Source organism: Gordonia sp. WA4-43 (genome assembly GCF_020520305.1).
GTDB lineage: Bacteria > Actinomycetota > Actinomycetes > Mycobacteriales > Mycobacteriaceae > Gordonia > Gordonia hongkongensis.
The window spans coordinates 809481-822143 of the sequence record NZ_CP084736.1 but is presented as its reverse complement, the minus strand read 5'-3'; the positions used below and the strand labels follow the sequence as shown (position 1 = coordinate 822143).

Genomic DNA, 12663 nt, shown 5'->3' with positions numbered 1-12663 from the left:
GTCGTAGACCCACGCACGAGTGCCATGCGTGTACCCGCGAGATCACACCACAAGTCACTTGTGCCCCACCAGTCACACGCGGCTCCACTACGAAGCGAACTAATCAGGCATTAGCGGCTTTGTTTGCGCAGTTCACCGCCCGTTTCGTGGGTGCCGGGCAGGCGACTAACTACTATCGGTGTTAGTAGAATTGTTATCGAAGCGCCGCCGGGCGGTGGCGAAGTATCACCCTTGAGGAGGAGATCGATGAGAGTCACACGAACCGGTGTCGTCGTTGCTGCCGCGGCGGCTGTTCTGACAGTGGTGGCCGCGTGTTCGGACACCTCGACTGAGGATCATTCCTCGATGTCGGGGATGGGTACCAGCGCGGCCAGTACCGAATCCTCAGCGGCGGCCACTGCCGAACACAACAGCGCGGACATCTCGTTCGCCCAGCAGATGATCCCGCACCACACCCAGGCGATCATGATGAGCGACATCCTGTTGGAGAAGGACAACATCAACCCCCAGGTCGTCAGTCTGGCCCAGCAGATCAAAGACGCTCAGCAGCCCGAGATCGAGCAGATGCAGTCGTGGCTGAAGCAATGGGGAGCCCCACTCGAGGGCCAGGGGCACAACATGGACATGGGTACCTCGATGGCACCGGGTACCTCCCCGATGCCGTCGATGATGGGCATGATGTCGCCAGAACAGATGCAGCAGCTACGCGACGCGCAAGGCGCCGAGGCGTCGCGCCTGTTCCTGACCCAGATGATCGAACACCACCGCGGCGCCATCGCCATGGCCAAGACCGAGATTCAAGACGGCCAATCGCCCGAGGCGATCGCGCTGGCACGCCAGATCGTCACTGACCAGGAAAGTGAAATCGCCAGGATGCAGCAGCTTCTCAACAACCCCTAGCGGCCCGACCCGCCCGGGTTTGCCTCGGCTACACACACATCGCGATCACCATCGCCGCGACGACACCGGATGCCGCCAGCGTGGTCGGTACCGCCACCACACCAGCCACCGCCGCGGCGGCACCCACATGATGACGCCGCGACCGGCACCGGTGACCGGAGTCCAAGCGGCTCAGCCGCGGCCCCACCGACGACGAATCGCTGATCGACAACACACCCACCGGGCCCGCTACAGGTCCCGAACGGGCCAACGTTCCCAACGCCGAGCAGACCGCCCGCGCACCCACCAGCTGGGCCGCGCGGGCATCGGCGGCTTGCTCGACCAAGCCGGCGACCTCACGGCCCGCGCGGCTGAACAACGGAATCAGCGGGAACGCACGCCCGAGAGCGCGGGCCGCCAACACCACGGTGTGATGACGTTGCCGCCGGTGTGCGCGCTCATGAGCAACGACGGCATCGAGTTCCTCACCGGACAACGCCGCCTGCAACCCGGTCGTGGCGGCAATGCCGGCATCCTTGCCCGGCAGACAAAACGCCATCGGCCGCCCGTCGGCGAGCCACCACACATCGGGATAGCGCTCACTGCGGGCGCCCACCAACCGCAACGACTGAAGATACTCCTCACGAGCACCACGCATCCGCACCGCCGATCGCACCGCGATCGTCACCGCTCGGACAATCGCTGCCACGGTCACCACCGCCAGCACGCCACCAGAGATCGCTTCCACCCGCGGGGATGCGCCGTGTGACAACACCCGCAGACACGACACCACCTCAGACAACGAATGGATGCCGAAATGACCGGGAACCGCCAGCGTCACAACAGCTCCCACCCACAACAACGCAAACACGACCTGCGCGGCCGGCCAGGCCACCAACACCCAACGAGCATCGATACGGCCCTGCACCCGAACCATCCATCGAGGCCACAGCCAGCCCAGCACACCTGCGGCAACAACTAACACCACCGCTGCACTCATGGATGCTCACCCATCGTTCGCCTCGATCCTCGACGCCCGCCGTCGTGCTCGCTGAGACCCACGCTCAATACACCTTCCCGGCGGTCCGCCACCTGCACCACCAGCCAGTATGCCCCAGGGGCTCGTCCGTGACGCCGCAACTCCAGCACCCACCGCGCCGCCAATTACTAGGCCCTATAGTAGTTAGATGACGCGGGTTGACCCAGCCTGCGCGTACTAGTTCGAGGGATGCGCTGTGACCGAGAACCCGAGGGGGACGCACTCGCCCCCGGACGACCACCGTCGTCAGTATCTGCATGCCATGCGCGACGTCTACCGAGCACCCACGCCATACTCGACCCACCAGTTTTTCCACCGCGCCCACCACCTCAGCGTCACCTCGAACCGACGCCGCCACCTCGCCGCACACATCGGTCTCGTCCGCCACCTCGCTGCGATCGGCGACCTCTCCGGGGCACGTCACCACCTCGGCAACGTCCTCATCTCCCTCGTCCTCCAAAAGCATTGCGGCCAAAAGCCTTCACAGCCTTCCACCCCCATCCAGAAGTCGTGACCACGACACCCCCAGAGGGTTAGGGCGGCTCCTACCCGGTCTCGCCACCACCCCGATCACCACACCACCCACGCCCGAACTCAGTCCTACCCACACGAAAGTCCTAGCCGCTTGCCTGCCTCAAACCCGTCCAACCGCACCGCTGCGGTCGTCCTCGCAGTCATCGCCACGCTGATTGTGCTAACCGGCTGCTCCACCCGGGAACAACCCACATCCCCACCACCGTCGGCAACCTCAGCAGAGAGCGCAACACTGACCCCAGAACTCGACCACCTCCACGCCCTGCACATCCGCGCCGACGGCACTATCCTCGCCGGAACTCACACCGGCGTAATCGCCCTCACCGCAGATGGAACCACCAGCCGGGTCGGCGTCTCCGACGACGACTTCATGGGACTGGCCGGGGTAACCGGCTCTGATCGGATCTTCGCCTCCGGCCATCCCGGCCCGCGGAGCTCGGCACCCAACCCGCTGGGACTCGTCGCCAGCGAAGATGGCGGGCAGACATGGACACCGAGATCGGTGGCCGGCGACATCGACTTCCACGCGCTCGCCACCAACGGACAACTACTCGTAGGCTTCGACGGAATCAACGGCCTGCTCGTATCGACCGATGACGGGAGAAGCTGGACCCCCGGCGCGCCCCTGGCCGCAGCAGCACTCGCGATCACCGACCGCGGCGTATGGGCGACTACCCCAGATGGCCTGCAACACAGCACCGACGACGCCCAGACCTTCACAACCGTTCCCGATGCGCCGGCCCTAGCTCTCCTGGCGGCCGCACCCGATGGCACGCTCTGGGGCATCGACACCGCCGACACCGTCTGGCGCAGCCCAGACGGCACACACTGGGAACAACGCAGCACCATCAATAGTGTCAACGCGCTGGTCGCCAGAAACGCCGAAAATGCATACGCCGCAAACGAACAATTGCTCTACACGCTCAGCTAACGGACTCGTGTGGAGCAACGAAGGAAGGAGGCGACTCAGATCCGGACGCGCTTTTGATCACGTCCACTCCACCCACTCCACAAGCAGGATCTGACAGACGGTGGCACCCGGCCGACCTGGGTGGTCACTCTCGACCACCTGACGGCACCCAGAAACGCCACGTCTTCGAAGACGTCACTGTCGTTATCGATGAGACGAGCAGCCCCGACTACCCCACGAACTTGCTGCGCGTGTCACAGCTGCGTGAGCACACCGAACCCGCGACCTCAAAGATCGCCTTGGGCGGGGACGGTTATCGAAGGCCGCCGGCTTCGGGCTGTGGATGCGAGTGCTGCAAGACGACGGCACGATCGGCGTGTATGGGCACATCAGCGAGACACTGGTGAGCGTCTGGCAGCGAGTCCTGGCCGGCGCGCAGATCGCAACGGTAGGAAACCGCGGCTACTCCACCGGCCCACACCTGCACTACAAGGTGTGGCAGCAAGATGGACCCAAACTCGATCCTGCACCGTGGTTGAGAACCCGGGGAGTCTACGTCGTCGGACGACCCGCCTTATCGGCGCGCGGGAGGTATGAGGACGAGTGGTCCCGCAGGTGTCGCGAGAGTGGTCGCACCACGGCCTCGACGTCGGCGAGCGGTGGCGAACACGCATCGGCGGGGACTACCTGTGGGGTGTCGCCACACGGCAATAATGAGGTCGACGTGACCGCTCGGCGGTCGCCCACCACGAAGACGTTTCGAACCTTCTCTCGCGCTGTGCAGCGGGTAGAGGAGCGCACAGCATTCAACTACTATCGTGGATAGTAAACCTAGTCCAGGCGCCGAGTGAGAGGGTTCGCCACAATCGATGGGCCGCGTAAGAAGGACTCGAGCTATCGAAGAGCCACGTGATCTCTTGGCGGCTTACGGTGCGCAGCCGCAGTGCTCGAGCGCTCGTGGATGCCGCGGGTCGGTCCGGGCAGGTATTCCGCGACTGCTGATGCTCGCAGCCCTGACGGCTGTGGTGATGTTATTGACCTCGTGCAGCTCAACCGGAGGCGCCGCCTACAGCAACGAGATTCAGGCCGTTGACAGCTTCGCCGACATCGCACAGCCTTCCATTGCTGTGGCCACCGAAGGTGGCGGTCGACTCGCGCCCAACGCGGTTGTCGAACCTGGGCTTCCTATTGTTGTCACGGCCAGCCGCGGCGCGTTGACAAAAGTCCGTATCCCCACAGCCAGCGGCCGTCCCTTGGCGGGCTCACTGAGCGAGGACGGCTCAACGTGGACAAGCACCCAACCCCTGGGATATTCGAAGCGGTATTCCGTTCAAGCCGAGGCCGTGGGCGTGGGCGGTCGATCGGTCGTCTCGCAGCGCTTCACCACGACCTCACCGGAGTCACTGACCAGCGCTGCCATCCTCGGCGAGAAAACCGTCGGGATCGCCCACACAGTCGGGGTGCGGTTCGCCGATCCCATCCCCGACCGAAAGAAGGCACAGGCGGCGATCACCGTGTCGTCTGACCCCCAGATGCGGGGTGCGTTCTATTGGATCAGCGACTCCGAAGTCCGGTGGAGGCCCGAACGCTTCTGGACGCCGGGCACCAAAGTCAGTGTCGCCGTCAACATTTACGGAGTCGACCTCGGCGACGGGCTCTACGGCGACGAGAACTTGTCCTACGACTTCACGATTGGCCGAGCTCAGGAAATCGTTGCCGACGACAACACCAAAACGATAGTCGTCAAACGAGACGGCAAGGTCATCCGCACGATGCCGACCTCGTTCGGCAAAGACAGCACTCCGACGCCCCGCGGTATCTACATGATCGGAGATCGCGTCGAGCACATCATCATGGACTCGTCCACCTACGGAGTGCCTGTCGAGTCCGCAGCGGGATACCGCACACCCGTTCAATGGGCGGTGCAAATGTCCTACAGCGGCATTTACATGCACGGCGCACCGTGGTCGATGTCGGCGCAAGGCAGCAGCAACGTCAGCAACGGTTGCCCAAACCTGAGTCCCACTGACGCGGAATGGCTCGTGAAGAACACCCTGCGCGGTGACCCCGTCACGGTCAAGAACACCAACGCCGACACACTGCCGGGAGTTGATGGACTCGGCGATTGGAACATCCCGTGGCCACAATGGAAGAACGGCAACGCAGACACCTAGGCGCCCCCGCCTGGCTGGAGTTCGTCGACGCTCAGCACGTTCTTCCGACCATGCACGGCCGGGGCGAGTTCACGACGGGCTCACCCGCTCACTGTCTCAGGCGCTTCTCGCGGTGTACAGAACTTCGCTCGAATGCAGCACACCACCACTCGCGACGAGTGCTACTACCGGTCACCCACTGAGCCAGGGGTTAATTCACGAGGGCCGTTGGTCAGTCATGTCGAGACCCTGTGCGGGCGAACCGGTGCCGTGAGGATCAACATCAATAACGAGCAGCGGCGGCATAGCGTCCGTCGGTACTACCTGTGCGAGGCGAGGCTGATCTGGCCGCGTGGGACGACAACCACGCCGCGCGCCGTTCGGGTCTTCTTGGCCGATCCCGGCGTTCGTTTGGCCGGCGGACCGTGCACGGAGGGGGTGTCAGATGGTCTGTGTAAGTCCAGTGCTCATCAGTGAGAGGACAATCTATGAGCATGGCGTTAGACGATAAGCAGCACGACGACGGTCAGCAGCTGCCTGAGTTGGCTGAGCCGCGTTCGACCGCGGAGGTGGCCGAGGCGCTGGAGGCCTCGGGCATGGTCGATGAGTTGTTGGCCCAGATCGATACCGGCCAGGTCCAGATCACCGGCGACGGCGGCCTGATCCCGGGTCTGATCAAACTCGCCCTCGAACGCGGCCTGAAGGCCGAGCTGACCGATCACCTCGGCTATGCCAAGGGCGATCCGGCCGGTCGGCAACTGCCCAACGCCCGCAACGGGTCGAGCCCGAAAACGGTGGACTCCGCGGCCGGGCCGGTCGAGTTGAACGTTCCTCGTGACCGTGCCGGCACGTTCACCCCACGCCTGGTACCGAAGGGTTCCCGCCGGCTCGGCGGGCTCGACGACATGATCATCTCGCTGTATGCCGGTGGCATGACGTTGCGCGACATTCAGCATCATCTGGCCTCGACGATCGGCACCGATCTGTCGCATGAGACGATCTCGAAGATCTGCGACGAGGTCCTCGACGCGGTCGATGAATGGCAGAACCGGCCGCTGGAGGCGTTGTATCCCGTCATCTACCTCGACGCCCTGGTGGTGAAGGTCAAAGACGGCGGTCATGTCCGAAACAGGCACGCCCACATCGCTATTGGTGTCGACATGGCCGGCGTCAAGCACGTGCTGGGCATCTGGATTCAGGCCGAGGAAGGCGCGAAGTTCTGGGCCGGGGTGTGTGCGAATCTGGCCAACCGCGGCGTCAAGGACGTGCTCATCGTGTGCTGCGACGGGTTGACCGGGTTCCCCGAGGCGATCGAGGCGACCTGGCCATTGGCCACGGTGCAAACGTGTGTGGTGCATCTGATTCGCAACTCGATGCGGTTCGTGAACTACAAGGACCGCAAAGAGGTCGCGCGGGCGATCAAACCGATCTACACCGCCCCCGACGCCGAGACCGCCCGCCGCGAATGGGAAGCCTTCCGAGACTCGGAACTGGGGACCAAATATCCGAGTGCCGCAGCAGCTTTCGATCGAGCGTGGGACCGGTTCATTCCGTTCTTGGCGTTCCCGCCCGAGCTCCGCAAAGTCATCTACACCACCAACTCGATCGAGTCGCTGAACTACCAGCTCCGCAAGGTCATCAAGAATCGGGGACACTTCCCCAACGATCTCGCGGCGCGCAAACTGCTGTGGCTGGCGATCTGCGACATCGAGGACAAACGGGCCCGGCAACGCGAGAAGGAACGCGGCAAGCCCGCCGCCACGCGCAGAGCCCCCGGCAGACTCGTCGAGGGCCAAGTCGTGACGAACTGGAAACAGGCCCTCGGGCAACTAGCCCTGGCCTACCCCGACCGCATCGAACCCCACCTCAACTAGACCCAACCAGCAACCACAGGAAACCCAGGAGTCACGTTCTTACACAGACATCTTGACAAGCTCTGCACGGAGTGTCGTCAGAGACGTCAACCCGCACTTCGCCACCTTCGGTGCCAGCTCCCTTGCGGTTACCAACATTCTCGCCGACCCGCACGTCGACACCATCGACGACGACCCTACGGTCGATCCACCGCGCTACCTCTGATGGCCGAGCATTTCGGAGAGGACCCTAAAGACCTTGTTGTTGATGCGGTCGATGACCGGTGCGGCGATGGGCTAACCCCACTTTCCGGCTTCATATCCAGCATCCGCCCAAATGTCCATAATAGGTTCGTTGACAGGATGTGCGCCAGTTGTGGGGTAAATGAGCCATTCTGAAACGAATTAAAGCGACCTTTGCCGTCCGGTGTCACGATCTCATCGGAGTCTGGGTAGGCCAGGTATCCGCACTGAGCTTCGAGGCCACCCGCCGTGGCTTCTACGTCAGTACTGATCGACTCGGCATCCGCCGCCGCACCCACCACGAGGGCGTGAGCGCCACGAGATGCGCCCACTTTCAAAGACGACGTTGTGCTGCCGCGACACCGAGCCCTACCGCGGCCCGCGTCGCTCCCGCACAATCACCCCGACTGCCTTGTGCGTCCGGTGTGCCCGACCTCCCGAGACGAGGTCGCCGGCCCCGACCGGTTGCGGTTTGTCTGCCGGCTGCGCCGTCACCTCATCGGAGCGGCTACGCCGCGCCCTGAGCCCTTCGGGCTGAGTTGGTATGCGTTGCCCTGCCGCATTCTCTTACCTCCACTCGCGGCCCGCAAGGGCGTGAAAAACTAACCCGCCCTACGGGTTTGCAGGCCTACGGCCCGGATGACTTTTTCACTTCCTCCCTTGCAGCCCACTCCCTCCGGCAAAGAGATGGCCAGTGCAAACGCAAACCAGCACTCACAACGGGAGGGGTCACCATGACCAGCGCCACCACCACCGCCTACCAGCTGTGCAACAGCTGCGCGGTCGCCGTCGCCTACGGAGACATGACCGCCCTCAACACCGAGAGCACCGCCCAGGTCCTGGCGTTCATGGCCGATCACGGTTACCTGACCCAGGCCGACGACATCGACCCACCCGGCTACTGGCTCTGCGAATGCTGCGGAATCGACCAACTGGCGCAGGCCGCACCTTCACCCACGACTAACCCGCACAACAACCCGAAAGGACCCACCGACATGAACGCCTGGATCGCCACCAAGGACCCCGCCAACGTCGACGCCGCCGCCGACCAGATCGCCCAGCACGAACCGAACCGCCTCACCGAGGCCGACGGCGACCGCGAATTCGCCGTGTGGATGTACGGAGTCGACCGAGCAATCCGCAGACGCACCAACGGATTCAGCCACCGCGACCTGCCCGATTTCGGCTGGAAAGACGCATACAACAACGACCTGTCCCCCGCCCTCGCCGCCGCCGACGCGATCGCCCACTGGGAAGAGATCGGCGACCTGCAAAAGAAGCTTCCGCGTCGCAATCCGGTACGCGGACAAAAGAAAACCCGGCCAGGGTCAAGCTGGCCGGGGTCTCACCCACCACAGTAAGGGAGAAACCCCATGACACACAACACCACCACCGAGACCGTCACCGCGACGGGCGAGCTGCGCCACCTCAACCCGGCCGATCTGGTCATCGACACCAACATTCGCACCGAGGCCGAGGCCACCCTGACCGCCGAGTTCGTCGATTCGATCCGCGACGGCGTGCGCCAACCCATCCTCGCTGTCGAGGTCGACGGCGAGGTCCGGGTACGCGACGGGCAGCGCCGCACGCTGGCCGCGCGCGAAACCGAGCTTGCCACCGTCCCGGTCTACGTCGTGCCGGTCGCGTCCGACGCCGACGACAAGGCGTTGACCATCGACCGGATCGTGGAGCAGCTGGCCAGCTTCCAGCGCGAAGGACTCCGCACCCGCGACCGCGTGGCCGCGATCGAACAACTCTCCCTGGCCGGGATGTCGGCGACCAAGATCGCCAAGACGATCCGCACCAAGAAGAAGGACGTGGACGCCACCCTCGCGTTGGCGAAGTCCGAAACGACCCTGGATTTGATCGAGCAGGGAGCGGGGTTGACGTTGGAGCAGTCCGCGACCGTCGCGGCCTACGACCACGACCCCGAAGCGCAGCAATGGCTCCTAGACGCCGCCGCACGCGGCGTGTTCGAGCATCAGGCCAAGCAGTTGGCCGACAACGCCGACGAGCGGGTCGAGCTGCTGGCCCAGGTCGCCGTCTACACCGCCGACGGCATCGAGGCCGTGACCCGTAGACCCGAGCACCGGCACACCCGCGCCCAGTTGGAACACATCGAGACCGCCGAGGGTAAGCCCGTACAGATTGAGGACGTGCCAGTGAGTCAGCGTCTCGCCTACGTGTGGGCCGACGTGACCGAAGGGTGGGTCGACGCCGAGGGCAACAGCATCGACGAGCACCTGATCGACTTGGACCTCACCGACGAGGACACCCCCGCTGACGCCCAGCCCGACGAGGGATTGCACGACCCGCGTGCCCTCACTCGCCAGGCGAGCCGGTCAATCGAGACCACTTGGTATGTCAGCGAGTTCCGCGACCTAGGAATGAGGTTCCGTACCTACAGCAGCACCCCGAGCAGCGCAACCGCCACCGCTGACCTCAGCGATGACGAGAAGGAGGCCCGGAAGCAGGAACGTCGCCGGGTGCGGGTCCTCAACACCGCGAGCGTGACCGCCCGCGAGGTGCGGATCGAGATGCTGACCGCGTGGCTGGCCCGCAAGACCCTGCCGAAGGGCAGCGCCCCGAAGGTCGCGAAGTTCATCGCCGAATCGATGCGCGCCCATCACGACATGTTCGGAGCGAACAGCATGCAGGGCAACGCCGCCGAGATCGCGGCCACGATCCTCGGAGGCGAGCCCGCCGAGCTGATCGAGCAGGCCACCACCGCCGACCGCGCCCAGATCATCGGACTCGGCATCGCGCTTGCGTCGCGGGAAGCGCACATGTGGAAAGACGCCTGGCGCAACGTCGGTGACCGCAACTACCTCGGCGGCAGCCAGGTCAAGGCCCGCGCTGGCTACCTGCACTTCCTCGTCGAGGTGACCGGCTACACCCTCTCCGACGTCGAGCAGGTCATCGCCGGTGACAAGCAGGCCGCCGACGTGCCACTCGACTAGACACCCGACGCTAGCCGCTCTTAGACTGAGTCCTTGCCTATGTCGTGAACATGGCCGCAGGTTGCGTTTCGTCACGTGTGACGAAACGCATTGTGCAGCCGCGCGTTCCAAGTGGATTGTGCTCAGCGGCGAACCGCCCGACAGGCTTTGTCGAAGTACAGCATCCGGGGTCTGTCGAGCGATGTGACAGTCGGTGACCGGGATGACCTACCATGCCTGTGGTCGGTCTGGTCACCGTTCGTCCCCGTCCGCCGGCCGTGTGTCCGCACACGAACCCGAATTCCGTTGAAATCAAACGACTGCTGTCGTCAGCAGTCGCCAGCGCCACCGGTTCCGACGGTGAGTTTTCGCTGCCGAACACACAGGGAGGGTAATTCCGATGCCGCACAATGAGTCACGGCCCGACCGGTCGTCGGTGGCGGACAAGGTCGCCCAGACCACCGGGGAAGCCATCCGCGCGGCGCGCGCCCACGACTCCGAGGCGTTCGGTGCCGCGACCGACCTTCTCGCGTTGCACCCCGAGTCGCGAGAAGTGCATGCGATCACGCTGCGCGAACTCCTCGAGACCGTGTTCCCCGATGGGCTGACCGGCGATGATGTGTCCGAGGTGATGACCAGCACCAGCCGTGCCGCCGCCTCATGGACTGCCGCCGCCAGTCCCGCAGCGGTAGCCCTGGTGCTGACCGGCGCGTTGGGGGTGGGCGACACCGCCGGCGCCGATGCGCTGCCATCCGCTGGCCTACCGGACGCGGAGACCACCGCCGCTGCCCTGGTGGTCATCACCGACCTCACGGCACGTGCCGACGTCGACCCGATGGAGTACGTGACTCGGGCTGTGGACGAGATTCGTCGCGCCCAGACGATGGAGATGCCTTGATCGGTGGTCGCACGGTGACCGCGATCCGCTGGTCGCCTTGGACCACGACTTCGCGCGTGACCAACTGCGAGCGCCCGGCGAGGTCGAACGCATCTGCGGCAACTGCGAATCTCGACTAGATCTCCCCTGCGGTCATTCGCTTGCGACGCGTACGACGATCTTGCCGCGGACATGGCCGGATTCGCTGCGCTCGTGAGAGCTGGCCGCGTCGGCCAGGTCGAACACCTCCGCGATCTCCGGCGTGAGATTTCCTGCGTCGGCGAGCCGAGCGAGTTCGGCAAGATCCGCGGCGTCGGGACGCACCCAGACGTAGTGGCCGCCGAATTCGTCGCGCGCCCGCGCGTCGGTGATCGAGGCGACCGTGCCGCCGGCGCGCAACACGTCCTCGACCGAGTCGAGTGCGTCGCCGCCCACGTAGTCGAGGATGACGTCGACACCCTGCGGCTCGAGTGCTCGTACCCGGCCGGCGAGGCCCTCGCCATACTTCGTGGGCTCGGCGCCCAGACTGCGGAGATAGTCGTGGTTCGTCTTCGAGGCGGTCCCGATCACGCGTGCGCCCAGGGACCGGGCGATCTGGACGGCGAACGATCCGACTCCGCCCGCAGCGGCGTGAACCAGCACGGTGTTTCCGGACTGAACTCCTGCCCGGCGGATGGTCTGCAGAGCGGTGAGACCGGCCAGCGGGAGCGCCGCAGCCTCTTCGAACGACCAGTTCGACGGCTTGTGTGCCAGGGTGCGCACCGGGGCGGCGACGAACTCGGCGAACGTCCCGCCCGCCACTTCCCCACCGACGACGTCCTTACGGACGTAACCGAACACTTCGTCGCCGACCTGGAACTCAGGTGTGTCCAGGCCGACCTGCTCGACCACTCCCGCGACGTCCCAGCCCGGGACCACCGGGAAGACGGTGTCCATGATCTCGGCGAGATAGCCCTCGCGAACCTTCCAGTCCACGGGATTCACACTGGAGGCGCGGACACGCACCAGCACGGAGTCGGGTCCGACCTTGGGCGTGGGCAGGTCGGTCAGTTCCAGGACGTCGGGACCGCCGAAGCGGTCATAAGTGATTGCGCGCATGGTGGCACCAACGGGACGCTCCACGGAATGATTCCAACAGCTCTGCGATGTCTGCCGACGTCCCATCGTCGTGATGCGTACCGAACGCGCCCGATATCCGGCAGGCCGGGACGTGGTCCATCGCGGGGACAACCAGCG

Annotated in this window: 9 protein-coding genes and 2 pseudogenes; 8 read left to right on the top strand and 3 right to left on the bottom strand. The window is 64.8% G+C overall.

What is annotated here, in order from left to right; genetic code table 11:
* Positions 1-246 precede the first annotated feature (246 nt).
* Positions 247-900, top strand: a complete 654-nt coding sequence (locus LEL84_RS03760) for a DUF305 domain-containing protein (protein ID WP_042375754.1) — start codon at positions 247-249, stop codon at positions 898-900.
* Positions 901-928: 28 nt separating this feature from the next.
* Here the strand turns inward: LEL84_RS03760 and LEL84_RS03755 are convergent, their stop codons facing one another.
* Positions 929-1879, bottom strand: a complete 951-nt coding sequence (locus LEL84_RS03755) for a M56 family metallopeptidase (protein WP_226513385.1) — start codon at positions 1877-1879, stop codon at positions 929-931.
* 664 nt (positions 1880-2543) lie between these two features.
* On the opposite strand from LEL84_RS03755, the gene LEL84_RS03750 reads away from it, so the two are divergent.
* The 4 genes and pseudogenes from LEL84_RS03750 (at position 2544) to LEL84_RS03735 (ending at position 7389) form a co-directional block, all read left to right on the top strand.
* Positions 2544-3383 (top strand): F510_1955 family glycosylhydrolase, encoded by an 840-nt coding sequence (locus LEL84_RS03750; protein ID WP_035718240.1) that lies wholly within the window; start codon positions 2544-2546, stop codon positions 3381-3383.
* A 301-nt stretch (positions 3384-3684) separates the two neighbouring features.
* Positions 3685-3927, top strand: a pseudogene (locus tag LEL84_RS03745) (M23 family metallopeptidase); the annotation flags it as partial.
* Between the two features lie 436 nt (positions 3928-4363).
* Complete coding sequence (locus LEL84_RS03740; RefSeq protein WP_065632065.1) at positions 4364-5536, top strand: L,D-transpeptidase; 1173 nt, start codon at positions 4364-4366, stop codon at positions 5534-5536.
* 467 nt (positions 5537-6003) lie between these two features.
* Entirely contained in the window at positions 6004-7389 is a 1386-nt protein-coding gene (locus tag LEL84_RS03735; protein WP_159370889.1) for an IS256 family transposase, read from the top strand.
* A 276-nt stretch (positions 7390-7665) separates the two neighbouring features.
* Here LEL84_RS03735 and LEL84_RS03730 read toward each other — a convergent pair.
* Positions 7666-7910, bottom strand: a pseudogene (locus LEL84_RS03730) (hypothetical protein).
* Positions 7911-8345: 435 nt separating this feature from the next.
* On the opposite strand from LEL84_RS03730, the gene LEL84_RS03725 reads away from it, so the two are divergent.
* The 3 genes from LEL84_RS03725 to LEL84_RS03715 all read left to right on the top strand — a co-directional run bounded on the left by LEL84_RS03725 (position 8346) and on the right by LEL84_RS03715 (position 11448).
* The gene (locus LEL84_RS03725; protein ID WP_226513384.1) at positions 8346-8972 is read left to right on the top strand and encodes a hypothetical protein; all 627 of its coding nucleotides are present in this window, start codon (positions 8346-8348) and stop codon (positions 8970-8972) included.
* Between the two features lie 12 nt (positions 8973-8984).
* A complete protein-coding gene (locus LEL84_RS03720) occupies positions 8985-10571 on the top strand; it encodes a ParB/RepB/Spo0J family partition protein (RefSeq protein WP_226513383.1) in 1587 nt (528 codons plus the stop codon).
* A gap of 379 nt (positions 10572-10950) precedes the next feature.
* Positions 10951-11448, top strand: coding sequence for a hypothetical protein (locus tag LEL84_RS03715; protein ID WP_068970857.1), 498 nt, complete (start codon positions 10951-10953; stop codon positions 11446-11448).
* A 132-nt stretch (positions 11449-11580) separates the two neighbouring features.
* Here the strand turns inward: LEL84_RS03715 and LEL84_RS03710 are convergent, their stop codons facing one another.
* Positions 11581-12525: an NADP-dependent oxidoreductase gene (locus tag LEL84_RS03710; protein ID WP_226513382.1), complete on the bottom strand. Its 945-nt coding sequence runs from the start codon at positions 12523-12525 to the stop codon at positions 11581-11583.
* Positions 12526-12663: the final 138 nt, after the last annotated feature.